This window comes from Streptomyces sp. NPDC046862, from assembly GCF_040704615.1.
In the GTDB taxonomy this organism is placed as follows: domain Bacteria; phylum Actinomycetota; class Actinomycetes; order Streptomycetales; family Streptomycetaceae; genus Streptomyces.
This window is the reverse complement of sequence record NZ_JBEYXP010000014.1, coordinates 78,181-101,860: the sequence shown is the minus strand read 5'-3', so window position 1 is coordinate 101,860 and position 23,680 is coordinate 78,181. Positions and strand designations below refer to the sequence as shown.

Below are 23,680 nucleotides of genomic sequence, written 5' to 3'. Positions count from 1 at the left end.
GGAAGTGCGGCACTGTAGAGGCATGGCATCGCTCAACGTCGGCAATCTCGGTGAGTACCTGCGCGAACAGCGGCGCAACGCGCAGCTGTCGCTCAGGCAGCTCGCCGACGCCGCCGGGGTGTCCAATCCGTATCTGAGCCAGATCGAGCGCGGGCTGCGCAAGCCGAGCGCGGAGGTGCTGCAGCAGGTCGCGAAGGCGCTGCGGATCTCCGCGGAGACGCTGTACGTGCGCGCCGGCATCCTCGACGCCGACCGGGACCCGGTCGAGGTGGAGACGCGCGCCGTCATCCTCGCCGATCCCACGCTGAACGAGCGGCAGAAACAGGTGCTGCTCCAGATCTACGAGTCGTTCCGCAAGGAGAACGGCTTCGAGGTCGCCGGCACGGCGTACGAAGACGGTGCGGACGGTCGGGAAGGCGCCCGGGACGAGGACGTCCTGGACGGCGCCCGGGACGTGACGGACGTGCGCGGCGAGATACGCGCCGTCAAGGACACCGAACGCCCCGGCCCCCGCACGGCCGACGGCGGCGATGCCGGTTCGCGGCAGACGGCCAGTTGATCACGAGGTCCTGAACAGCCGGCCCGCCCTGAAGGCCGGCGCGGACCCGCGGTCGGCCAGGGCGCCGGACCGCTGCGAACCAACCCAAAACCCTCAGCTGAAAGCCATTACGGGAGGACGGTCACCATGGCCATCACCGACGACCTGCGCAAGACCCTCAGCAACCCGACGCCGCTCTACTTCGCCGCCGGCACGGCCGACCTGGCCCTGCAGCAGGCCAAGAAGGTGCCCGGCATCGTCGAGCAGATCCGCGCCGAGGCCCCGACCCGCATCGAGGCCGTGCGCAACACCGACCCCAAGGCGTTCCAGGAGAAGGCCGCCACCCGGGTCAAGGAGAGCCAGGAGAAGGCGACCGCCCGCGCCAAGGAGGCGCAGGAGACCTTCCAGGTCAGGGTCACCGAGATCATCGGCAACCTGGACACCGACCTGAAGAAGCTCGGTGAGACCGCCCAGGACCTCGCCCTGCGCAGTGTCGGCGTCGCCGCCGAGTACGCCGTGAAGGCGCGGGAGACCTACGAGAAGGTGGCCGAGCACGGCGAGCAGGCCGTGAAGACCTGGCGCGGTGAGGCCGCCGAGGAGATCGAGGAGCTCGCGGTCGCCGTCGAGCCGAAGGCGGAGCCCGTCGAGGTCAAGCAGGAGGAGCAGAAGCCGGCCCCCGCCCAGGCCGCGCCCGCCGCCCCCGCTGCCCGCAAGCCCGCGGCGAAGAAGGCCCCCGCCGCCAAGAAGACCACCGCGAAGAAGACCACGCCTCCGGCGAAGTAGGAACGGAAGCGATCCGGAGCAAGCCGGAGCAAGCCGGAGCAAGCCGGAGCAGGGACGTCTCCGGGGCGTACACCGGTGCGAAGAACGGGTCGGGCACCTTTGGGGTGTGCGGCCCGTTCTCCGGGTACGGTGGCGTAAGACGACTCGACCCGGGTGGTGGGCATTGTGCTGTTGACGGCATTCGGCGGCTTCATGTCGCTGATCTACCTCGCCATGCTGCTGCTCGCAGTGGCGGCGCTGGTGCTGGCCGCGGTCGCGCGGGAGGACGCGTATCGCGCCGCCGACAAGCAGAGCAAGATGTTCTGGCTGATCATCCTGGGCGTCACGGTCGCGGTGAACCTGCTCGTGCCGATGCTCTTCCTGCAGATCGCGGGCCTCATCGCGACGATCGTCTTCTTCGTCGACGTCCGCCCCGCGCTCCGGCAGGTCTCGGGTGGCGGGCGCGGTGGCGGCCGCGGATCGAGCAGTGACGGTCCCTACGGCCCGTACAACGGCGGCCGCTGACGCGGACGGTTCACAGCACGCCAAGCTCAAGCGCGACAGGGCGCCGCGCGGCCGGTCCAACCGAGCCGTACGGCGCCCTCGTCAGTTTCCGCGGCTCAGCAGCAGTACCGCCACGTCGTCCGTCAGCTCGCCGCCGTTGAGGTCGCGGACCTCGCTCATCGCCGCCTGCAGCAGTTCCTCGCCGCCCAGGTCCTGGTCGAGCAGGCGGCGGATCAGGTCGACCATGCCGTCCTGGCCCAGGCGTTCGCCGCCCGTGCCGACGCGGCCCTCGATCAGGCCGTCCGTGTAGAGCATCAGGCCCCAGGAACCGCCGAGCTCGATCTGCGTACGCGGCCAGCGGGCTTTCGGCAGCAGGCCGAGAGCCGGGCCGTTGTTGTCGTAGGGCAGCAGCTCGGCCACCGGAGTGCCCCCCTCGCCGTCGGCGCGGGCGAGCAGCGGGGCCGGGTGGCCGGCCAGGCACAGGCCCGCGCTGCGGCCGTCCGGCGCGATGTCGACCGTGCACAGCGTCGCGAAGATCTCGTCGCTCTCGCGCTCGTGCTCCAGGACCCGCTGGAGCGTGGAGAGCAACTGGTCACCGCACAGTCCGGCGAACGTCAGCGCCCGCCAGGCGATGCGCAGCTCCACGCCGAGCGCCGCCTCGTCGGGCCCGTGCCCGCAGACGTCGCCGATCATGGCGTGCACGGTGCCGTCGGGGGTGCGGACCGTGTCGTAGAAGTCGCCGCCGAGGAGCGCGCGGGAGCGGCCCGGGCGGTAGCGGGCGGCGAAGCGGAGGGAGGAGCCCTCCAGGAGCGGGGTGGGGAGGAGCCCGCGCTCCAGGCGGGCGTTCTCCTGGGCCCGCAGCTTGGACTCGGTGAGGCGTCGCTCGGCCCTGTCGGAACGTTTCCGCTCCACCGCGTACCGGATCGCCCGGCTCAGCAGACGACCGTCCAGCTCGTCACGGAAGAGGTAGTCCTGGGCGCCGACGCGCACCGCCTCGGCGCCGCGCTCGGCGTCACCGGAGCCGGTGAGCGCGAGGACGGCGTGCCGGGGTGCGAGCCGCAGGACGTGCTTGAGCACGGCCAGCTCGTCGTCCTTGCCGGCGGCCGTGTGACCGGGGGCCTGCAGCGCGAGGTCGAGCAGGATGCAGTTCACGTCGTCGGTGAGGAGCCGCCCGGCCTCGGTGAGGTTGCGGGCGGTACGGACACGGATCGGTTTGCCCGCGGAGTCGAGCAGTTCGGGCACGCTGAGTGAACCTGCCGGGTCGTCCTCGACCAGCAGCACGGTGAGGCTGGTGCTGCCGCCGGCGGTACCGGCGCTGCCGGGGTCGTCCGGGTCGTCGGGGTTGTCGGCAGGGGTGGCGGGCGTCGTGTTCAGGGCCGCCCCCTCTCCGGACGGGATGGGCGGGCCGCCGGAAGGGCCGGTCGGGCCTCCGGACGGGCCGCTGGGTGCGGACACGGCGTGCGCCTGACCACTTTCCACGGCCGGGATCGCTCTTTGCCGCGGTATGGGTACGGGCATCGTCTTGAGTTCCTTCCCTCCCCCGAGGGCACGGTGGGAACGAGGGACCTCGACCCACCGACGGGGACCATAGCGGTAGGCGGCGCCGCAACGGAATGGTCTACGGGGTGCCCACCGGCAATCGGCCAGCGTCATATGCCGCATCCCGTACCGCACTTGGACACGGGGTGGCTCCCCAGGGGATGACGAATGTCACGCGGGTGGGGTTGAGCGGTGGGGGCGGACCGTGGTGAGGGTCACGTGGCGGGAGATGTCTCCGGTTTAGTTACTTTCGTTGCTGTTCAGGGGTGTTGGTCGTGTTGGACGTGTTGGTGGCGTGGGTGCTGTGTTGCGGTATGGGGTCGGTTGGTCGTCTCTGCCGGGTTTGTGCGGTGGGTGGGTACGGGTTCGTTGTGGGTGTTCGTGCCCACGCGGCGGAGCCGCACAACGACACAGTCCCGCGCCCCTGAAGGCACGCACCCGGGGCAGTCGAGGTCACGCGTCCGGGCGGACGACTCCCAGGATCGGCATGGAGCCCGCGCCCGCGATCGTCACCGTGCGGCCGGGGCGGGGGGCGTGGACGATGGCGCCGTCGCCGATGTACATCGCCACATGGCTGGCGTCGGCGTTGTAGATGATCAGATCGCCGGGGCGCATGTCCTTGACGTCGACGCGGTCGAGCTGCTTCCACTGCTCCTGGGAGGTGCGCGGGATGCCCTTGCCGGCGGAGGCCCACGCCTCCGAGGTGAGGCCGGAGCAGTCGTACGACCGGGGCCCCTCGGCGCCCCACTCGTAGGGCTTGCCGATCTGGTCCGTGGCGAACTTCACCGCCTTCTTGCCCTCCTCGGACCCCTTGCCGCCGATCTCGTCCAGCACGCCCGAGCCGAGCCACTCGGTCTGCGCCTTCCGCGCGGCCTCCTCCTCCAGCTTCGCCAGCCGCGCGCGCTCCTCCGCCTCCAGCTGGGACTCCATCTCCTCGGCGGCGGCGATCTGCTTCTTGATCTCCTTCTTCGCCTCGGCCCTGGCCTTCCGGTTGGCCTCCAGCTTCTTCCACTGCGCGGAGGCGTCCTTGGCGTACTGCTCCAAGTCCTGCTGGGTGCGCTCCATTTCGGCGAGCAGTCCCTTGGACGCGTGCTGGCCCTGCCGTACGCGGCCGGCGCCGTCGAGGAAGTCCTGCGGGTTCTGGCTGAGCCAGAGCTGGACCTCGGGCGGCAGGCCGCCGCCGCGGTACTGGGCGCGGGCCGCGGCGCCCATGAGGTCCTTCAGCTTCGCGAGCCTCTCCTTGCCCTTGACGATCTCGCGGGCCAGCTCGACGATCTGGGCGGACTGCTTCTCGGTCTTCTCCTCGGCCGCGTTGTAGGCGTCCGTGGCCACCGCCGCGTCGTGGTAGAGCTTGTCCAGCTTCTCGCGTACGGCTTCCAGCTCCTCGGTGCTCGCGGACGCAGAGCCTGACGAGTCGGATGAGCCGCTCGAAGAGGGCGAAGGGGAGGGGGAGGGGTCGGGGGCCGTCTGGCTCGCATGGGCCAGGCCCGGTGCGCCCAGTACGGTCACCGCGCAGACCAGTGCCACGGCCGCGGTGGTCAGGCTCCGGCTCCGCTTGCCCGTACCCATACCTCTGCCCCCAAACTGATTAACCGTCAGTAACTTCCGGCACTTCGGGGATCGTGCCATGACGTGCCGCAATACGACAGAGGTGGACACGAACTCCCTCCCCTGTTCCACCCGTCCGCAGACGATCTCCCCGCCCTTTGTGACGAACGACTCACCGCGCGCGTTCCAGCAGGCCGGGTGCGATGTCAGCGGCGCGGTGCCAAGGCCTCCCACGCCACCGTGACTTCGCCCTGGCGCCAGCGGGCGGCGCCGTCCCGCACCGGCCAGTCCGCGCTCACGGCGCGGACGGCGTGCATCCAGCGCTGGCGTGCCCCGTACGAGGCGTACGGCGCCGCGGCCGCCCAGGCGCGGTCGAAGTCACGGAGGAAGGCGTGCACCGGCTCGCCCGGCACGTTGCGGTGGATCAGGGCCTTCGGCAACCGTTCGGCGAGGTCGGACGGGCGGTCCAGGGAGCCAAGACGGGTGGCGAACGTGACCGTGCGGGGGCCCTCCGGCCCGAGGGCGACCCAGACGTGACGGCGGCCGACCTCGTCACAGGTGCCCTCGACCAGCAGACCGCCCCGTGAGCCGGCCGCGGCCGGGGCGAGCCGGGCGCGCAGGCGGTCCCAGACCGCGCTCACCTCGTCCTCGTCGTACTGGCGCAGGACGTTCGCCGCGCGGATCAGGGCCGGCCTGCCCGCCACCGGCACCTCGAAGCCGCCGTGCCGGAAGACCAGCCCCGCCCGCTCGTACGGCCGCGCGGCCGCCACCCGGGCCGGGTCGATCTCGACGCCGACCACACGGGTGCGGGGGGCGGCCGTGCGCAGTCGATGGAGCAGCTCGACCGCGGTCCAGGGTGCGGCGCCGTAGCCGAGGTCGACCGCCGTAGGGTCCGCCGCGCGGCGCAGTTCGGCGCCGTGGGTCGCCGCGATCCAGCGGTCCATGCGGCGCAGGCGGTTGGGGTTGGTGGTTCCGCGCGTGACGGTCCCCTGGGGGCGGGTGGGCATGCGTCGAGGGTATGTGGGGGTTTTGTTGCCGTGGGTGGGGGTCGCCCTCGTGGGGGCTGCGCCCCCAGGCCCCCGTCATCGCGTCTGCCCCTTGGTGTCGTTGCCTGACTGCGGGGCGTCTTTGGCTGATCGCGCAGTTGCCCGCGCCCCTTGCGTGCGGTCACCGAACGGTTGAGCGAGCCGTAGTAATAATTCGGCAAAGTGGAAATGCGCCGGGCGGCCCCGGTGTTCCCCCTCTCCGGAGGGTGCTGTGTGCCCTCTGAACGGCATGCCCCCACCAAGGCGCCCGCAGTAAGAGAGGAACGCCCCGTGAGCCAGTACGCAGGCAGGCTCGGGCGTCGCTCCCCGGCGGCCCCCGCGCGACTGAGGCTGCCCCACCGCAAGCCCCGTCGGGTAGCGATGCTCTCCGTGCACACCTCGCCGCTGCACCAGCCCGGCACGGGCGACGCCGGTGGCATGAACGTGTACATCGTGGAGCTCGCGCAGCGCCTCGCCGCGATCAACATCGAGGTCGAGATCTTCACGCGGGCGACGACGGGCGGGCTCCCGCCGGTCGTGGAGCTCGCGCCGGGTGTGCTCGTCCGGCACATCGACGCCGGGCCGTACGAAGGGCTGAACAAGGAGGACCTGCCGGCCCAGCTGTGCGCGTTCACGCACGGTGTGATGCAGGCCTGGGCCGGTCACCGCCCCGGCCACTACGACCTCGTGCACTCGCACTACTGGCTCTCCGGCCACGTCGGCTGGCTCGCCGCCGAGCGCTGGGGCGCGCCCCTAGTGCACGCCATGCACACCATGGCCAAGGTCAAGAACGCGGCGCTCGCCGAGGGCGACACTCCCGAGCCCACCGCCCGCGTCATCGGCGAGACCCAGATCGTGAACGCCGCCGACCGGCTCATCGCCAACACCGCCGAGGAGGCCGACGAACTCGTACGGCACTACGAGGCCGAGCCCGCCAAGGTCGCCGTCGTGCACCCCGGCGTCAACCTCGAACGCTTCCGTCCGGCCGACGGCCGCGCCGCCGCCCGTGCCCGCCTCGGGCTTCCGCAGGACGCGCTGATCCCGCTCTTCGCCGGCCGTATACAGCCCCTGAAGGCCCCGGACGTGCTGCTGCGCGCGGTCGCCGTGCTTCTGGGGGAGCGGCCCGAGCTGCGGTCGAAGATCGTCGTCCCTGTGGTGGGCGGCCCGAGCGGCAGTGGGCTGGCCAAGCCCGAGGGGCTGCAGAAGCTGGCCGCACGGCTCGGTATCGCCGATGTCGTACGGTTCCGGCCGCCCGTCGGGCAGGAGCAGCTCGCGGACTGGTTCCGGGCCGCGTCGGTGCTGGTCATGCCGTCGTACAGCGAGTCCTTCGGGCTCGTGGCGATCGAGGCGCAGGCGGCCGGTACGCCGGTGCTCGCGGCCGCGGTCGGCGGGCTGCCGGTCGCGGTGCGCGACGGGCACACCGGGTTCCTCGTCCAGGGGCACGCCCCGGTCGACTACGCGCGCGTCCTCGGCGAGTTCGCCGACCGTCCCGAGCTGCCCGACCGTATGGGCGCGGCCGCCGCCCGGCACGCCGAGTGCTTCGGCTGGGACACGGCGGCCTCCGCCACGGCGGACGTCTACACGGCGGCGACGCAGGCCCACCGCCGCGGGCTGCGCGCGCATCACGGCTGAGATGCGCGGTCCGGGTGCCTCAGCCCGTGCGGCGCATCACGGCTGAGATGCGAGATGCGCGGCACGGGCTGAGGCACCCGGCACGGGCTGAGGCGCCCACCGCGGCCGACATCGCTGATCCCGTACGCTCGCCCCATGGCTCCCACGGCTGACGCAGCGTCGATCATCGAGCAGGTCCTCACCGAGGCCGAGCTGGAGTGGGAGAGTCCCGAGCCCGGCACGTACGTCGTGAAGCTGCCCGGCACCCGCAAACTGTCGACGACCGTCTCACTGATCGTCGGCAGGCACTCGCTCTCCCTGAACGCCTTCGTGATCCGGCACCCGGACGAGAACGAGGAGGGCGTCCACCGCTGGCTCCTCGAGCGCAACCTCAAGCTCTACGGCGTCGGCTACGCGATCGACCCGCTGGGAGACGTGTACGTGACGGGCAAACTGCCGCTCGCCGCCGTCACGCCCGACGAGGTCGACCGGCTGCTCGGCTCGGTCCTGGAAGCCGCCGACGGCTCCTTCAACACACTCCTGGAACTCGGCTTCGCCTCCGCGATCCGCAAGGAGTACGCCTGGCGAGTGTCCCGCGGTGAGTCGACGCGCAACCTGGACGCGTTCACACATCTGACCCAGCGGGCTGACGACTGAGGCGCCCTCCGTATTCGCTGCACTCTGTAGTGGGTGCATGACCCCTTCCCGCCTGTGGGTGTGCATGTCATGCTCACGTCTCATGCGCATCTGAACGTCATTCACATACCTGAAAGGCGGGCGGTATGAGCAACACCTGCGAGGGCATGAGCAGAAGAGGTTTCCTCGGGAGCGTCGGAGCCGCCACGGTCGCGGTGACCGGGACGGTGGCGGGGGCGGAAGCAACGGCGGCGACCGGGACGGAAACAGGGGCGGCGACCCGGACGGAATCAGGGGCGGCGACCCGGACGGAAGCAGGGGCGGTGGCCGCCACCTCACCACCACCGCGGGGTGAAGCCCCCTCCCTCTGGCGGGAGTTCGTCCGCACTCCCTTCACTCACCCGCAGATCCCCTACGTCGGCCGCGCCGGCTGCCACGGCGGGGCGGCGCGCTTCCCCCGCCGCCCCGTGGTGGCCGACGTGACCGGTTACGGGGCCGTGGCCGACGGCACCACCGACTGCGCCCCCGCCATCAACCGCGCCCTCGCCGCCGCCGGACGCGCGGGCGGCGGCACGGTGTTCGTCCCGGCCGGCACGTACCGCGTCGACGGGCTGATCCGGATCGGCCACGACAACGTCGTCCTGCGCGGCGCCGGCAGCGCCCGGACCAAGCTCTACGCCACCAGGAACCTCACCGAGATCATCGGCGAGTACGGCTCCCGCTACGGCGGTGACAAGTCGTCGTGGTCCTGGGCGGGCGGCCTCATCTGGCTGGCCCCCGATGACCGTTGGGACTCCCTGGTCACGGCCATCAAGGCGCGCGCCTGGCCGTTCGAGGGCTGGACCGGCAACCGGCGCGACGAGTGGCGGACCCTGACGACGGTCCACCCGGCGGCCCGGGGCTCCTGGACGGTCACGGTCGCGGACGCCACGCGCCTGCGCCCCGGCCGGCTCGTCCTCCTGCGCCTCGCGGACGACCCCGGCCACACCCTCCTGGAGCACATGGCGGGCGGCGGCCCGGGCGCCGAGGCCTACCCCTGGGACCGCCACACCAAGCTCACCTCCTACGTCCCCTACGAGTGGCCCGTACGCATCACGCGCGTGCGCGGCAGGAAGGTCACTCTGGAGCGCCCGCTCCCGCTCGACCTACGCCCGGAGTGGGATCCGCGCCTGACCACCCACGTCAGGGAGCTGACCGGCGCGGGAGTCGAGGGGCTCACCCTGGAGGCGGTTCAGACCCCGCAGTCCCCGCACCTCCTCGACCGGGGCCACAACGGGATCGTGCTCCAGTGCGCGTACGACTGCTGGGTGGACGACGTCGTCGTACGCCACGTCGACAACGGCTTCGGCCTGGTCGCCGCCTCGGCGTGCACCCTGCGCCGTACGAGGGTGGCGGGCCGCGGCGCCCATCACCCGTACTTCTGCCGCGAGGGCTCGCACGACAACCTCATCGAGGACTTCACGATCGAACAGCGCACGACCCCGGCGCCCGCGGGCACCCAGCTGCACGGCATCAACGTCGAGGGCCTGTCCTCGTACAACGTCTGGTCGCGCGGCGACATGCGGACGGGCACCTTCGACTCCCACCGGGGCATGCCCTTCGCGAACGTCCGCACCGACATCACCGTGAACAACGACGGCCGCCACGGCGGTGACGCCGTCGCCGGCCCGCTCTTCGGCGCCCGCTTCGCCCACTGGAACATCCGGGTGACGAACGAGCGCGCCGGACTGATCAAGATCGACGGACTCGCCCCGTACAGCGCGACGGTGGCCGTCAACAAGGTGCGGGAGTTCGACCAGATCGACGTGCCGGACTTCAGCGGGGATCTGCACTCCCGCCTGGAGCTGTACGGCACGACGGACGCCGGCGCGGTACGGCCGCGCAATCTGTACGAGGCGCAGCGCGGGCTGCGGATGCTGCGGATCAGATGAGGCGGCGTGATCCCTGGACCTGGTGGGAGGGGGCGCGGGAGCGGGTGCGGGCATAACGGCCGGGCGGAATGCCCACCAACCGCTTGAAGTGGCGGGTGAGATGGGCCTGGTCGTAGAAGCCGGTGAGGGCCGCCACCTCGCTCGGCGGCTGCCCGTCGAGGAGCAGCCGCCGGGCCCGCTCGACGCGTCGCGACATGACGTACTGGTGCGGTGCGATCCCGAAGGCGGTGCTGAACGCCCGCACCAGGTGGGCGGGATGGGCGTGGACCAGTGCCGCGGCCTCGCCGAGGGTGACGCCCTGCGCGGTCCGCTCGTCGAGCAGTTCGCGCAGGCGGCGGGCGAGGGGGAGGCCGTCGGGGCGGCCGGCGGAGTGGGGTTCGTGTACCGACCGGGGACGCAGATGGTGCCGCAACCGCTCCCGCACCAGCACGAGCCTGCTCTCCGCCTCCAACTCGTCCCCGGGGTGCGCGAGTACGGCGTGCAACTGGCCCACGCGCAGCCGCAACAGCGGATCCCGCAGATCGGGCTCGTCGACCGCGGCCCCGATGAGACTCGCGTCGAGCGCGCCCGCCTCCAGATACAGCACCCGCTTGCGGAAGCCGTCCTCCGTGACCGGCTCCCCGTTGTGCGGCACGTGCGGCGGCAGCAGCGTCACCGTGCCGTGCGGAGTGCCGTGCTCGTGCCGGTCGAGGTCGTACCGTACGGCGCCGTCGTCGACGACGAGCAGCGTCCAGGCGTCGTGGACGTGCATGGGGTACGCGTACTCGGTGTAGTGGGCGTGGAAGACCTCCACGACGCCCGGGACGCGGGGGTGCCAGGCGGTGACGTCGCGGATCTGCCTTCCTTCCGTCCTCGGGGACATGCAAAGAACGTACAAGACGCCGCCGTGGGGCGATCGGCACTGTCGTCGTATGACCACTGAGAACGACCCGGGCTCCGCCGGGATCACGCCCGTCCGCTTCGACACCAAGATCGCCGTACTGCTGAGGGACGACCTGGAACCCTGGCAGCGCCTGAACGTGACCGCGTTCCTGGTGAGCGGCCTGGGCTCGGAGCTCCCGGAGGTCGTCGGCGAGGCGTACGAGGACGCGGACGGCACCGCGTACCTGCCGATGTTCCGCCAGCCGGTCCTGATCTTCGAGGGCTCCAAGGAAACCCTGCGGACGGCCCACACGCGCGCCCTGTCCCGGGCCCTGCCCCGCGCCCTCTTCACCTCCGACCTCTTCACCACGGGCAACGACCGCGACAACCGCGCGGCCGTACGGGCGGTGGGCACGGCCGACCTGGACCTGGTGGGCCTGGCGGTGTACGGCCCGCGCAACGCGGTGGACAAGGTGATGAAGGGGGCACGGATGCATCCGTGAGGGGCGGCTCTTGGCCGGTCAGGCAGTACCGGCGGCCCGGGCCTCGACGCTGACACTGACGGAATCGGCATCGGAGTGCGGGCTGTCCTGGCTGTCCTGGCTGATCGGGCCATTCTGGCTGTCCGAGACCGGAGCATCGGACTCCTCCGTCGTCACCCGCCGCATCAGCACCCAGTACCCGACCCCCGCCAAGGTCCCCACCACCGCGCACAGCCCCCACAGCCACTCGGCACCCCACCGGTCGATGACGACCCCCGACATCAGCGGCGCGACCAGCGCGGCGACCGACCAGGACATCGTGTACATGCCCTGGTAGCGGCCGCGCCCGTGGACCGGCGACAGACGTACGACGAGGCCCGTCTGGGTGGGGGCGTTGACGATCTCGGCCAGGGTCCACACGCACACGGTGAGGGCGAAGACGCCGACCGAACCGGCGAAGGCGGTGAGCCCGAACCCGTACCCCGCCAGCACGGACGAGAGGACGAGCAGACGGCGCGGATCCCGGTGCTCGATGAAACGGGTGACCGGAATCTGCAGCACGACGATCAGGACGCCGTTGAGCGCGATGGCCAGCCCGTAGTCGGCAGGCGTGAAACCGGCCTCGCCCATCGCGACCGGGAGCCCGACCGAACCCTGCTGGAAGATGAGCGCGACCATGAAGGACAGCCCGACGACGGCCATGAAGCGCCCGTCGCGCAGCACGGTCCCGAGCCCCACCTCGGGCCGGTCCCCGGGCCCCTTGGCGCCGGGCACGGGCCGCGACTCGGGCAGCTTGGCGAAGACGACGACGGCGCAGGCCATGGTCATGCCGGCCTCGATCAGGAACCCCGCGCGATAGCTGACCTCGGCGATGAACCCCGCCGCCGTGGACGAGACGGCGAAACCGAGGTTGATCGCCCAGTAGTTGAGGGAGAAGGCACGGACGCGGTCCTCGGGCCGCACTATGTCCGCCATCATCGCCTGGACGGCGGGCCGCGAGGCGTTGCTGGCCGCGCCCACCAGGAAGGCGACGGCAGCGATCGCGACCGGGTCGCGCACGAAGCCGAGCAGCGCGACGGACACGGCGGTGGAGGCCTGGGCGACGAGCAGCGTGGGCCGCCGCCCGAGCCGGTCGGCCATGACGCCCCCGCCGAGAGAGGAGATGACGCCGCCGAGCCCGTGGAGGGAGGCGACCAGACCGGCGTAGGAGGCGGAGTGGCCGCGGTCGAGCGTGAGGTAGAGGGCCATGAAGGTGGCGACGAAGCCACCGAGCCGGTTGACCAGGGTGCTGGTCCACAGCCACCAGAACTCCCGGGGCAACCCCGAGACGCTCTCACGGACGGCACGCCTCAGGGCGGCTACTGGCATAAGGATCCCCCACGGATGAAGCCCACGGACGACGCCGGCGGACGAGACCGGCGCACGAAGGTAAGTGGCGCTGACGGTGACCACACATTACGAGTGAGGGCGCAGGGGGACCACTCAATTAACAAACGCAGTCAACTGTCCGCCCGGCCCATCCGCCCCCCTGTCCGCCTGGTGACCGCCATCCCAAGTGATCAAAGGGTTGGATTACGCTCGGGCCATGGCCGACGCACCGTACAAGCTGATCCTCCTCCGTCACGGCGAGAGCGAGTGGAACGAGAAGAACCTGTTCACCGGCTGGGTGGACGTCAACCTCACCGCGAAGGGCGAGAAGGAGGCGACGCGCGGCGGCGAGCTGCTCAAGGACGCCGGCCTGCTCCCGGATGTGCTGCACACCTCGCTCCAGAAGCGCGCGATCCGCACCGCGCAGCTGGCCCTGGAGTCCGCCGACCGCCTCTGGATCCCGGTCAAGCGCTCCTGGCGCCTGAACGAGCGCCACTACGGCGCCCTCCAGGGCAAGGACAAGGCGCAGACGCTCGCCGAGTTCGGCGAGGAGCAGTTCATGCTGTGGCGCCGCTCGTACGACACCCCGCCGCCCCCGCTCGAGGACGGCACCGAGTACTCCCAGTCGGACGACCCGCGCTACGCGACGATCCCGCCGGAGCTCCGCCCCCGCACGGAGTGCCTGAAGGACGTCGTGGGCCGCATGCTCCCGTACTGGTACGACGGCATCGTCCCCGACCTCCTCGCCGGCCGCACGGTCCTGATCGCGGCCCACGGCAACAGCCTCCGCGCCCTCGTCAAGCACCTCGACGGCATCTCGGACGCCGACATCGCGGGCCTGAACATCCCCACGGGCATCCCCCTCGCCTACGAACTGGACGCCGACTTCAAGCCGGTGAACCCGGGCGGCACGTACCTCGACCCCGAGGCGGCCGCGGCGGCGATCGAGGCGGTCAAGAACCAGGGCAAGAAGAAGTAACCCGTCACGATCAAGCCCCCTGCCTGCGGGTTCTCCGTGGGTAGGGGGCTTTGTGGTGGGCCGGGGCCGTCTGTCCCTGACCTCTGTCCGTGCTCCCATGTCCGCCGAAGGCCGGCGTGCCTTCCGGGGCGGATCAGCCCTACCGCCCCGCCTCTCTCCTGTAGTGGTCGTTGCCGTCCAGGACCGGTGCCGAGCAGCAGACATGGACGGGCACAGTCGACCGGGCGCGTGTAGGCGCATAATGGGGGCGATGACAAAGCCTGATGCACCTAAGCGTCATTTGCCTACCAGCCCCTTCAAGGCCCCGGTCGCCCCGGCTCCCAAGCACTTCGCCTTGGGCGACCGGGTCACACACGACATGTACGGCCTCGGCCGAGTGATCGGCATCGAGGATGGAATCGCGGCGCTCGTGGATTTCGGCTCGGCGCAAATGCGGATCTTGAGCCCGTACGCCAAGATGGCCAAGCTGTAGGACCGCTGTGCCCGGTCATGGCACGCCAGGCCCCTTCCGGGACCTGTAACGAAAGGGAGCCTCCCATCGATCCGACGTCGCTGTTCTCCGCCCTGGAAGGGCAACCCCGCTGTGCCACCGCGGCACCGCCGCCTCCGACGACAAGCCCCTTCCAGGCCCCGGACTTCGGGGAGGACGAGACCTTCCTTCACGAGGATGTAGCGGGGCCCGTACCAGGGCCCACCTCGCGCACGCGTGCCGCGCGACCCAAGGCGGCTTAGCTCATCCCCACGCCCTCAAGGGGCCCTATCGCTTGTGGTGACCCCGTTGACGGCGAGGTCATCTCACGTTGGAGGGCCACTTCTGTCGCCTTGGCGGCCGAGCCTCTCCTCGATGGCCTGTTCGATGAGGTCGGTCTTCTGCGCCGACGGGTTTCTCTTGATCAGGGCGTTTATCCGCTGGGCCTCTTCGGTCGTCGGTAGGAGGCCCACCAACAAGTGCGGTAGCAGCAGGCGGCGGGCGAGGAGTTCGTTCTCGGAAGTGATCTGGGGTCGGCGTACGACCGAGACGTTGACCCGGATGGCGTGCTCGTTGCCCCGAGGGACGCCGGGGCGGTCCGTCTCGATCGCGGCGTAGCGGAAGCCGTGGGCGAGATCGCACGCGGAGCAGCCGACAGGACCGTGGCTGAGCCGGTCGCCGCATTCCGGGCACGGGAGCCTGTCGAGCGCGGCGTCCACCAACCGCCAGTCGTGACGGTCGGGTTCGGCCGCCACCATCTCGGCAAGCGCCGTGACCTCCTGGGAGTCGGCGACGCCCCACTGGTGCAGAAAGGCGAGCCATTCGCCTTCGACGATGCCGTCCACCAGCTCGCGGCAGGCGGCACAGGCAGGCGCACCGCCGTACTCGTATCCGGCGCATTCGGCACAGCGGTGTAATGCCGCCCCAACCGCGGGTCTGGCCATGATCCCCCCACTGGTCCCCCACCGGCGCCGGTGCGGCATGGGAGACGACCGGCGATCGCCTTGCTCACTGTCCTGGCGAGTGTCTCGTGCCGCGCCCGACGCGAGAAACGGTTTATGGGCCGGGGGCGCTGCAGCCGTTTGTCTCCGTCCGGGCCGGGCCCGGACGGGCCCGCCGGCTCAAGCCGCGGCCGTGGCCAGGCGGTGGAAGGCCCGCGTGGTGTGCGGGTGGGCCATCTCGTCCAGAAGGTGCCGCCAGTCGGGGTCGGCGACGGTGGGGTGCGCCCGGTCCCAGGCGCTGAGCAGCGGGGTGAGGGTGCTCTCCCCGGTGCTCTGGGTCAGGTCGTCCGTCGTGGTGCCGGCCTGTGAGGGCAGCAGCGACTTCTGGGACATCATGAGAGTCACCTTCCGGATGAGAGACGAGAACTGTCGGCGTCTGGGCCCATCGGGTTCAACGATGCCGTCGTGCCCGTACGGGAACCATGGAGTACCCCACCGGGTGGGGGTGTGGGTGACCGCACCCCGGAGAGGGTCGTTCCCCCCCCTCGACCGGTACCGGACGGTGCCGGACGACCGGAAGCCATCTGTCCCCACACCTCCGGCCCTCTGCCGGCGGACTCGCGCGGTCAGGGGGCCGTCGTGGACGACAGGCGCTCACACGGCCAGCGGCACCGGGTGGACCTCGTCGGGCTTGTTGCCGGTCCGTTCGTGGATGCGCTGGACCGCGTCGGCCGACGGGGCCTCGGAGAGGCAGTAGACCGTGCCGGACTCGGGGTCCGCCCACGCCTTCTCGAAGTGGACGCCCTCGTCCTTCTCTATGGCGAGGTTGGCCTCGTGCGTCTCGCGCAGCTGCTCGGCCGTGATGCCCTTCATTCCGTGGTGGACGTCCATGAAGCGGGTCATGGGTTCCCGCCTCCTTCCCATTTGCTCCCTTTCTCCATGCTGCTACCGGACGCGCGCAGAGGCGAGTGCCTACGGCGGTCGAGTCCCTACGACGGTGAAGGGCCCCGGGATCGTCCCGGGGCCCTTCACCGTCGTATCGTCGTCAGCCGCACTGGCAGGGGCCGCCCGACTGGCAGCCGCAGCCGCACCCCGAGCCGCAGCCGCAGGCGGCGACCAGGGGCAGCGTCCTGATCTCGGTGGGCTGCTCCGTCTCGCGGTCCTGGGTGGGGTCGGGTGTGATGGGGGATTCGGCCATGGGTCCCTCCTCGAAGGCTGGTGCCTGTGCCCAGTGGACGCCCGTTGGCCTGGGCGCATCAACGGCGCACTGAGGCTCGCGCACGCCCTGACGTACCGAGCGCACGCTCCCAGGTACCGAGTACCGAGTACCGAGTACCGAGTACCGAGTACCGAGTACCGAGTGCCTGGAGCCGAGCCAGCCAGGGCCGTACGACCTGCCCGGGCCGTACGCCCCGCCGGGCTCAAGCCCTTGCCGGCCGGGGTCCTGCGCCGCAGCCGGCCCCTACGCCCCCTCGGCCCCCGCCACCGGCTGGATGTCCGCCTGGATGTCGTCCGCGTGCTCGCCCGTCACCAGGTACACCACGCGCTTGGCCACGGACACGGCGTGGTCCGCGAAGCGCTCGTAGTAGCGGCCCAGCAGGGTGACGTCCACCGCGGTCTCGATGCCGTGCTTCCAGCGGTCGTCGATGAGGTGCTGGAAGAGCGTCCTGTGGAGGAGGTCCATCTCGTCGTCGTCCTGCTCCAGCTGCATGGCCAGGTCCACGTCCTTCGTGATGAGGACCTCGGCGGCCTTCGCCATCAGACGCTGGGCCAGCTGGCCCATCTCCAGGATCGTGGCGTGCAGGTCCCGCGGGACCGCGCGCTCGGGGAAGCGCAGGCGGGCGAGCTTCGCCACGTGCTGGGCCAGGTCGCCCGAGCGCTCCAGGTCTGCGCTCATGCGCAGCGACGTCACGACGATACGCAGGTCCGTCGCCACCGGCTGCTGGCGGGCGAGCAGGGCTATCGCGCGCGCCTCCAGATCGTGCTGGAGGTCGTCGACCTTGGTGTCGGCCTCGATCACGTTCTCCGCCAGCTTCAGGTCGGAGTCGAGGATGGCCGTCGTGGCGCGCCCGATCGCCGACCCGACCAGGCGGGCCATCTCGACCAGGTCGTCGCCGATCGAGTCAAGTTCCTCGTGGTACGCGTCCCGCATCAGGGATCCCTCTTCTCTTGCGTCTCTTTCGGGGGTTCCAGGGGTTCTGGGGTTTCCACCAGCAATGTCCACCATCGGACGCCGTGGCGTACGGCGCCTCCCGGCCGGTCGCCACAGGCCCGGTGAACCCCACGCTGCCACGTTCCGCCCCGGACGCGTCCGTTTCCGGCATCCCAAATGAACCAATACTGGCTCCAAGGTGAACTCTGGGCGACGAGTGTTCGAGCTCGCACTCCGATGGCTGTGGACGGGCACGGCGTCGTGCCTAACCTGTCTGGCATGGACGTGAACGCGGCGGTCGCCGCAGCGGCAGCGATCGCCGGTGTGCTCACCGGTGTCATCGCCATGCTGTCGTTCCGCTACAGCGAACGCGAGCAGAAGCGTCCCACCAGGACCTCCCTGCACACGGACCCGGTGCTGCCGCCCGGCGTCGACACGGTGCTGTCCGTGCTCCGCTCCTCCGCCGTCGTACTCGACGAGGGCGACGCCGTCGTCAAGGCCAGCTCCGCCGCGTACGCCCTCGGGCTGGTCCGCGGGGGCAAGCTCGCCATCGAGCCCATGATGCAGATGGCCAGGGACACCCGGCGCGACGGCGAGATACGCCAGGTCGAGCTGGACCTGCCCCGGCGCGGCACCGGACGAGGTGAAGCCCTCGCCGTGTCCGCCCGCGTCGCGCCCCTCGGCTCCCGACTGGTCCTGCTCCTGGTCGAGGACCTCACCGAGGCCCGCCGCATAGAGGCCGTACGACGGGACTTCGTGGCGAACGTCAGCCATGAGCTGAAGACGCCCGTCGGGGCGCTCTCCCTCCTCTCCGAGGCGGTCATGGGGGCCAGCGACGACCCCGAGGCGGTGGAACGCTTCGCCGGGCGCATGCAGATCGAGGCCACCCGGCTCACGAACCTCGTACAGGAGCTCATCGACCTCTCGCGTGTGCAGAACGACGATCCGCTGGAGGACGCCGAGCCCGTCCGCGTGGACGAGCTCGTCGCCGAGGCCATCGACCGGTGCCGCCACCAGGCCGGCACCAAGCAGATCACGATGGCCGCCGGGGGCACCGCCGACCTGCGCGTGTGGGGCAACCGCGGGCAGCTCGCCGCGGCCCTCGGCAACCTCGTCGAGAACGCCGTCAACTACTCTCCCGCCCGCACCCGCGTCGGCATCGCCGCCCGCAGGGTCAGCACTCCGGGTGGGGACCTGATCGAGGTCGCCGTCACCGACCAGGGCATCGGCATCTCCGAGAAGGACAAGGAGCGCGTCTTCGAGCGCTTCTACCGCGTCGACCCCGCCCGGTCCCGCCACACCGGCGGTACGGGGCTCGGTCTCGCGATCGTCAAGCACGTGGCCGCCTCGCACGGCGGGGAGGTCACGGTGTGGAGTTCCGAGGGTCAGGGCTCCACGTTCACCCTCAGACTGCCGGAGGCGGGCGCGGCCCGCGACCGCGCGTCACAGCACCCGGACCTCGACGATGAGGACGGACAGCCCCCTACTGACTCATCCCCTTACGAACCGCTTCCCGCCCCGGAGGTCCTTCCGTGACCCGAGTGCTCGTCGTCGAGGACGAGGAGTCCTTCTCCGACGCCCTGTCCTACATGCTCCGCAAAGAGGGCTTCGAGGTCGCCATCGCGACCACCGGGCCCGACGGCCTCGACGAGTTCGAGCGCAACGGCGCCGACCTCGTGCTGCTCGACCTCATGCTGCCCGGGCTGCCGGGCACCGAGGTCTGCCGCCAGCTGCGCGGCCGCTCCAACGTCCCGGTGATCATGGTCACCGCCAAGGACAGCGAGATCGACAAGGTCGTGGGCCTGGAAATAGGAGCCGATGACTATGTCACCAAGCCCTTCTCCTCGCGCGAGCTGGTGGCGCGCATCCGGGCCGTCCTGCGCCGCCGCGGCGAGCCCGAGGAGGTGGCGCCGGCCGCGCTGGAGGCCGGTCCGGTCCGTATGGACGTCGACCGCCACGTGGTCACTGTCTCCGGCTCCAAGGTCGATCTGCCCCTCAAGGAATTCGACCTGCTGGAGATGCTCCTGCGCAACGCGGGACGCGTACTGACCCGCATGCAGCTCATCGACAGAGTCTGGGGCGCCGACTACGTCGGCGACACCAAGACCCTCGACGTCCACGTCAAGCGCCTCCGCGCGAAGATCGAGCCCGACCCGGGCGCTCCGCGCTACCTGGTGACGGTGCGTGGGCTGGGGTACAAGTTCGAGCCGTAGGCCGACGAGAACAGCAACGAGAAGGGCGGCACCCTCCGAGGGTGCCGCCCTTTCGTGTGTACGGGATGCAGACGCGCGTGCGGGGCTCAGTGCCCGGCGGAGTCCTGGGACGAGGACGATGCCGACGCCCCGGTCTCGCTGCCGATGGCGTCACCCCCGCCCGCTTCACCCGTCGCCGTGCCCGAGGGGGTCCCGGACGGGGAGCCGGAGGGGGCCTTGGGGCTCCCCGAGGGGCTGGGGCTCTGCGACGGGACCGCCGGGATCTCGCTCGGGCCCCACTTCTCGAAGTAGCTCGCGGCCGGGACGACGAAGGCCCGCAGGCTCACGGCACCGGTGCTGCTGAAGGTGAACGTGATCTTCTGCGCGTTGCCGTCCTTGACGGCCTCGCGGCTGCTCGGCAGCACCGCGGAGGCGTTGCCCTTGCCGCCGATGACGACGGATCCGTGGGCCGGGATGGTCAGCTTGCCCTTGCCCTTCGCGGGGCTGATCTCCGCCGACTTGCCGGTGCCGGCCACGGTGATGGAGTCCAGCGTCTGGGCGGTACGACCGTTGTTGAACAAGGTCGCGGAGACCACGGCCGGGCCCGTCGACTCCAGGTCGGGCTGGGTGACGACGATCGCGTTCTGGACCTTGATGTCGCCGACGGCCGTGGCCGCGTTGTCCGGCTTGACCTCCAGCGTCTGGGCGTTGTTGCCGGCGCCGCACGCGGCGAGCGAGGCGATCGAGAACGCGATGGCGGCGGCGGCGAGGGCGCCGCGTCGAAGGCTGCTGCTCACGGCGGCGGAAACTCCTTGAACGTGGGCGAACGTGGGCGATGCGAGGTCGGGCGGCCGTACGGCCGTAAAGCCGCCCAGGCATTGGTCAGCGGGCTTAGGTTACCGAGCCGTTCCCCGGCCCCCGCACCCGACCCTCCTCTGGGGCGGTCGGCTTCGCCCGGGCAGGTGCTCTCGTCGGCGTGTCCCCGTTCCGCATTCACATAAGCACCACTGGCCTCTTCGGCCTCTTCGGCAACAGCGGCGGCGATTTCCGGTAAGGAATGCATGGCGGTACCGGGAAATTGATCACCGCGCGGATCGGGCGGGAGAACGGTCGGGAGATCGGCCGCCGAACTCGGTCGAAGATCATCGTCGTGATCAATTCCGGATTCGTCTCGGATCCACCTCCGCTCACCGAACGGAGTAGCGTGACTCGCACACTTGGAGTCGGACATAACGGGATGTTCAGCCTTCGTCGACCGGCTCCGGATGTGTGTAACGTACGCGTTTCACCCCGCCCGCAGAGCCGCTCCGACCTGCGAATACCCCGCTCCGTTCCCCCTCCGATGCACGTTCCTGTCGCTGTTGTCAAGCCCCGAGATATGCCCTGACCTGCGAAAACGCCATTCAGAAGACGCCGTATCCGTGTTACCCTGGATAGCCACGGAAGGGGTACCTGTCACATGACGTTCAAGGTTGGCGACACCGTGGTCTATCCCCATCACGGGGCCGCGCTGATCGAGGCTATCGAAACTCGTCAGATCAAAGGCGTGGACAAGACCTACTTGGTGCTGAAGGTCGCCCAGGGCGACCTGACAGTGCGTGTGCCAGCGGACAATGCGGAGTTCGTCGGCGTGCGTGATGTGGTCGGTCAGGACGGGCTGGACCGGGTCTTCGAGGTGCTGCGCGCACCGTATGCCGAGGAGCCCACGAACTGGTCGCGTCGTTACAAGGCAAATCTGGAGAAGCTCGCCTCCGGCGATGTCATCAAGGTCGCGGAAGTGGTGCGTGACCTGTGGCGTCGCGAGCGTGAGCGCGGACTCTCCGCCGGTGAGAAGCGCATGCTCGCCAAGGCCCGGCAGATCCTGGTGAGTGAGCTCGCGCTCGCAGAGAACACGAACGAGGACAAGGCCGAGGCACTGCTCGACGAGGTCCTCGCGTCCTGACGCAGGCGCCCCCAGCGCGCCAGCAGCTCGCTTCAGTGGAGTGAAAACCCGTGCAGTGAAATGCCGCGGTGCCCGATGACCAGTAGCTGTCGCCGGGCGCTGCGGCATGTTTGTGCTCGGACGCATGTTCGTACTCGGGTGCGCGGTCGTGCCCGGACGCCGGTGACGGACGTAACTCCGGATCGTCATGATGCGCCGAAGCCGACGCCGACATGATGCCGAGCCATGACGCCGGGACATGAAGCTCCGCGGTACATGAAGCTCCGCGCATCGCTCCGCACCGATATCCTTCACGGTCCGTTCACGCGCTCGTACGCCTGTGTCGTGCCGCCGTGCCGTACTCGGACGGGGATTCCCCCGATACTGACGTGCCGGGCCCGGGCAGCTGGCTCGACCAGGTGTCACGGAAGGGTCCGGTCAAGGCTCGCGCCCGGCACTCCTCCAGGCCATACCCACGCATGCCGAGCACACAAACCTGACAGGAACCGATGTCTGACGATCCGCGCCCTTCGTCTCCAGGTGTTCGAACGGAGGCTCGTACGGGGGCTCGTACGGGGGCCCGTACGGCGGCCGTGATCCCGGCCGCGGGCCGGGGCGTGCGCCTTGGTCCGGGCGCCCCCAAGGCGCTTCGCACACTGAACGGCACCCCGATGCTCATCCACGCGGCCCGCGCGATGGCCGCGTCACGGGCCGTCTCCCTCGTGGTGGTGGTGGCGCCGCCCGACGGTACCGCCGAGACCAAGAGCCTGCTCGATGCGCACGCGCTGCCCGAGCGGACCGACTTCCTCGTCGTACCGGGTGGTGAGAGCCGGCAGGAGTCGGTGCGGCTCGGACTGGACGCGCTGCCGCCCGGCGTCGACATCGTGCTGGTCCACGACGCGGCGCGGCCACTGGTGCCCGTCGACACGGTGGACGCCGTCATCGAGGCCGTACGGGAGGGGGCGCCCGCCGTCGTGCCGGCGCTGCCGCTCGCGGACACCGTCAAGCAGGTCGAGCCGGCGGACGCGCCCGGTGCGCCGGAGCCCGTGGTCGCGACGCCGGAGCGCTCGCGGCTGCGTGCCGTGCAGACTCCCCAGGGCTTCGACCGCGACACGCTCGTGCGAGCCCACGAGACGGTCACCGAGAACGTCACCGACGACGCGAGCATGGTGGAGCAGCTCGGGCTGCGGGTCGTGGTGGTTCCGGGGCACGAGGAGGCCTTCAAGGTCACCCGGCCCCTCGACCTCGTTCTCGCGGAGGCGGTCCTCGCGCGGAGGAGGCTGAACGATGGCTTCTGAACCGATGGCCTCCGGGCCGCACGGGGGAGCCGTCCCCTTCCCCCTGCCCCAGGTGGGCATCGGCACCGACATCCACGCCTTCGAGGAGGGGCGGGAGCTGTGGTGCGCCGGGTTGCTCTGGGAGGGGGAGGGGCCCGGACTCGCCGGTCACTCGGATGCGGACGTGGTCGCGCACGCGGCGTGCAACGCGCTGTTCTCGGCCGCCGGGTTGGGGGACCTGGGGCAGCACTTCGGTACGGGGCGGGCGGAGTGGTCCGGTGCGGCGGGGGTCGTGCTGCTGGCGGAGGCCGCCCGCATCGTGCGGGCGGCGGGCTTCGTCATCGGGAACGTCGCGGTGCAGGTCGTCGGGCCGCGCCCGAAGATCGGCAAGCGGCGGGGTGAGGCGCAGACGGTGTTGTCGGAGGCGGTGGGGGCTCCTGTGTCCGTCTCCGGGGCGACGACGGACGGGCTCGGGTTTCCGGGGAGGGGGGAGGGGTTGATGGCGGTGGCTACGGCGTTGGTCGTACGGTCCGGCTGACCCACCGGGGTGTTCTCGCCCCCGCCGCCCCTACCCGTCCCATCCTGTCCCCGGGGGCTGCGCCCCCAGACCCCCGTGTGGGGTCTCCGGGCGAGTGGGTTGGGTGCGGGTGGGTGAGGGCTGGTCGCGCAGTTCCCCGCACCCCTGAAAGCCGTGCGGTTCCCCGCGGCCCTGAAAGCACAGCTCCCGGCCGGGAAAGCCAGCGCCGCCCCGCACCCTTCAGCGCTGCCCCGCGCCATTCAGCCCCCGCCCCGCACCCTTCAGCGCTGCCCCGCGCCATTCAGCCCCCGCCCCGCACCCTTCAGCGTCGCCCCGCACCCTTCAGCGCCGCCCTTACCGTCCAGCCCTCGCCCCGCAGCACCCAGCCCCGACCCATGCCATCCAGCGCCGACCCGCGCCCTCCAGC

General features: G+C 70.8%; 25 protein-coding genes. 14 read left to right on the top strand and 11 right to left on the bottom strand.

Translation table 11 applies throughout. The features are described 5' to 3' along the window. Positions 1-22 precede the first annotated feature (22 nt). From AB0959_RS17670 to AB0959_RS17660, 3 genes are all read left to right on the top strand, one after another. Positions 23-559: a helix-turn-helix transcriptional regulator gene (locus tag AB0959_RS17670; protein WP_366827319.1), complete on the top strand. Its 537-nt coding sequence runs from the start codon at positions 23-25 to the stop codon at positions 557-559. Positions 560-685: 126 nt separating this feature from the next. Continuing rightward, positions 686-1,321 (top strand): hypothetical protein, encoded by a 636-nt coding sequence (locus AB0959_RS17665; protein ID WP_366827318.1) that lies wholly within the window; start codon positions 686-688, stop codon positions 1,319-1,321. 165 nt (positions 1,322-1,486) lie between these two features. Beyond that, positions 1,487-1,825, top strand: a complete 339-nt coding sequence (locus AB0959_RS17660) for a DUF2516 family protein (RefSeq protein WP_366827317.1) — start codon at positions 1,487-1,489, stop codon at positions 1,823-1,825. Between the two features lie 81 nt (positions 1,826-1,906). On the opposite strand, the gene AB0959_RS17655 is transcribed toward AB0959_RS17660, so the two are convergent. The 3 genes from AB0959_RS17655 to AB0959_RS17645 form a co-directional block, all read right to left on the bottom strand. Continuing rightward, complete coding sequence (locus tag AB0959_RS17655; RefSeq protein ID WP_366827316.1) at positions 1,907-3,322, bottom strand: SpoIIE family protein phosphatase; 1,416 nt, start codon at positions 3,320-3,322, stop codon at positions 1,907-1,909. 474 nt (positions 3,323-3,796) lie between these two features. Further along, positions 3,797-4,912 carry an NlpC/P60 family protein gene (locus tag AB0959_RS17650; RefSeq protein ID WP_366827315.1) on the bottom strand — a complete coding sequence of 372 codons (1,116 nt, stop codon included), beginning with the start codon at positions 4,910-4,912 and terminating at the stop codon, positions 3,797-3,799. Between the two features lie 185 nt (positions 4,913-5,097). Continuing rightward, entirely contained in the window at positions 5,098-5,898 is an 801-nt protein-coding gene (locus AB0959_RS17645) for a class I SAM-dependent methyltransferase (RefSeq protein WP_366827314.1), read from the bottom strand. A 309-nt stretch (positions 5,899-6,207) separates the two neighbouring features. Here AB0959_RS17645 and mshA point away from each other — a divergent pair, with 309 nt between their 5' ends. The 3 genes from mshA (at position 6,208) to AB0959_RS17630 (ending at position 10,094) form a co-directional block, all read left to right on the top strand. Beyond that, positions 6,208-7,548 carry a D-inositol-3-phosphate glycosyltransferase gene (mshA, locus tag AB0959_RS17640; RefSeq protein ID WP_366827313.1) on the top strand — a complete coding sequence of 447 codons (1,341 nt, stop codon included), beginning with the start codon at positions 6,208-6,210 and terminating at the stop codon, positions 7,546-7,548. A gap of 135 nt (positions 7,549-7,683) precedes the next feature. Beyond that, positions 7,684-8,184 carry a YbjN domain-containing protein gene (locus AB0959_RS17635; protein WP_366827312.1) on the top strand — a complete coding sequence of 167 codons (501 nt, stop codon included), beginning with the start codon at positions 7,684-7,686 and terminating at the stop codon, positions 8,182-8,184. A 125-nt stretch (positions 8,185-8,309) separates the two neighbouring features. Further along, on the top strand, positions 8,310-10,094 hold the full coding sequence (locus AB0959_RS17630) for a glycosyl hydrolase family 28-related protein (RefSeq protein ID WP_366827311.1): 1,785 nt from the start codon (positions 8,310-8,312) through the stop codon (positions 10,092-10,094). Here AB0959_RS17630 and AB0959_RS17625 read toward each other — a convergent pair. After that, a complete protein-coding gene (locus AB0959_RS17625; protein ID WP_366827310.1) occupies positions 10,087-10,956 on the bottom strand; it encodes an AraC family transcriptional regulator in 870 nt (289 codons plus the stop codon). The genes AB0959_RS17630 and AB0959_RS17625 overlap by 8 nt on opposite strands. A gap of 49 nt (positions 10,957-11,005) precedes the next feature. Between AB0959_RS17625 and AB0959_RS17620 the strand changes: the two genes are divergently transcribed. Beyond that, the gene (locus AB0959_RS17620; RefSeq protein WP_366827309.1) at positions 11,006-11,458 is read left to right on the top strand and encodes a DUF2000 domain-containing protein; all 453 of its coding nucleotides are present in this window, start codon (positions 11,006-11,008) and stop codon (positions 11,456-11,458) included. 18 nt (positions 11,459-11,476) lie between these two features. Here AB0959_RS17620 and AB0959_RS17615 read toward each other — a convergent pair whose 3' ends face one another. Then, positions 11,477-12,805 (bottom strand): MFS transporter, encoded by a 1,329-nt coding sequence (locus AB0959_RS17615; protein WP_366827308.1) that lies wholly within the window; start codon positions 12,803-12,805, stop codon positions 11,477-11,479. 217 nt (positions 12,806-13,022) lie between these two features. Here AB0959_RS17615 and AB0959_RS17610 point away from each other — a divergent pair, with 217 nt between their 5' ends. Both AB0959_RS17610 and AB0959_RS17605 read left to right on the top strand, forming a co-directional pair. Then, positions 13,023-13,784: a phosphoglyceromutase gene (locus AB0959_RS17610; RefSeq protein WP_366827307.1), complete on the top strand. Its 762-nt coding sequence runs from the start codon at positions 13,023-13,025 to the stop codon at positions 13,782-13,784. 250 nt (positions 13,785-14,034) lie between these two features. Further along, positions 14,035-14,256: a hypothetical protein gene (locus AB0959_RS17605; protein WP_366827306.1), complete on the top strand. Its 222-nt coding sequence runs from the start codon at positions 14,035-14,037 to the stop codon at positions 14,254-14,256. 323 nt (positions 14,257-14,579) lie between these two features. On the opposite strand, the gene AB0959_RS17600 is transcribed toward AB0959_RS17605, so the two are convergent. The 5 genes from AB0959_RS17600 to phoU form a co-directional block, all read right to left on the bottom strand. Continuing rightward, entirely contained in the window at positions 14,580-15,197 is a 618-nt protein-coding gene (locus AB0959_RS17600) for a hypothetical protein (protein ID WP_366827305.1), read from the bottom strand. Between the two features lie 177 nt (positions 15,198-15,374). Continuing rightward, positions 15,375-15,590, bottom strand: a complete 216-nt coding sequence (locus tag AB0959_RS17595) for a hypothetical protein (protein WP_366827304.1) — start codon at positions 15,588-15,590, stop codon at positions 15,375-15,377. 258 nt (positions 15,591-15,848) lie between these two features. Beyond that, positions 15,849-16,097, bottom strand: a complete 249-nt coding sequence (locus AB0959_RS17590) for an SCO4226 family nickel-binding protein (RefSeq protein WP_366827303.1) — start codon at positions 16,095-16,097, stop codon at positions 15,849-15,851. Positions 16,098-16,239: 142 nt separating this feature from the next. Further along, the gene (locus AB0959_RS17585; protein ID WP_366827302.1) at positions 16,240-16,392 is read right to left on the bottom strand and encodes a hypothetical protein; all 153 of its coding nucleotides are present in this window, start codon (positions 16,390-16,392) and stop codon (positions 16,240-16,242) included. Positions 16,393-16,656: 264 nt separating this feature from the next. Further along, complete coding sequence (phoU, locus tag AB0959_RS17580) at positions 16,657-17,346, bottom strand: phosphate signaling complex protein PhoU (RefSeq protein WP_366827301.1); 690 nt, start codon at positions 17,344-17,346, stop codon at positions 16,657-16,659. A gap of 279 nt (positions 17,347-17,625) precedes the next feature. On the opposite strand from phoU, the gene AB0959_RS17575 reads away from it, so the two are divergent. Next, complete coding sequence (locus AB0959_RS17575) at positions 17,626-18,882, top strand: ATP-binding protein (protein WP_366827300.1); 1,257 nt, start codon at positions 17,626-17,628, stop codon at positions 18,880-18,882. Beyond that, the gene (locus AB0959_RS17570) at positions 18,879-19,559 is read left to right on the top strand and encodes a response regulator transcription factor (protein WP_043441515.1); all 681 of its coding nucleotides are present in this window, start codon (positions 18,879-18,881) and stop codon (positions 19,557-19,559) included. The genes AB0959_RS17575 and AB0959_RS17570 overlap by 4 nt, the downstream gene beginning before the upstream one ends. Positions 19,560-19,645: 86 nt before the next feature. On the opposite strand, the gene AB0959_RS17565 is transcribed toward AB0959_RS17570, so the two are convergent. Beyond that, a complete protein-coding gene (locus tag AB0959_RS17565) occupies positions 19,646-20,335 on the bottom strand; it encodes a DUF461 domain-containing protein (protein WP_366827299.1) in 690 nt (229 codons plus the stop codon). A gap of 662 nt (positions 20,336-20,997) precedes the next feature. Here AB0959_RS17565 and AB0959_RS17560 point away from each other — a divergent pair. From AB0959_RS17560 to ispF, 3 genes are all read left to right on the top strand, one after another. Next, positions 20,998-21,480 (top strand): CarD family transcriptional regulator, encoded by a 483-nt coding sequence (locus AB0959_RS17560; protein ID WP_003953493.1) that lies wholly within the window; start codon positions 20,998-21,000, stop codon positions 21,478-21,480. 488 nt (positions 21,481-21,968) lie between these two features. Beyond that, the gene (ispD, locus tag AB0959_RS17555) at positions 21,969-22,757 is read left to right on the top strand and encodes a 2-C-methyl-D-erythritol 4-phosphate cytidylyltransferase (RefSeq protein ID WP_366827298.1); all 789 of its coding nucleotides are present in this window, start codon (positions 21,969-21,971) and stop codon (positions 22,755-22,757) included. Continuing rightward, on the top strand, positions 22,747-23,274 hold the full coding sequence (gene ispF, locus AB0959_RS17550; protein ID WP_366827297.1) for a 2-C-methyl-D-erythritol 2,4-cyclodiphosphate synthase: 528 nt from the start codon (positions 22,747-22,749) through the stop codon (positions 23,272-23,274). The genes ispD and ispF overlap by 11 nt, the downstream gene beginning before the upstream one ends. Positions 23,275-23,680: the final 406 nt, after the last annotated feature.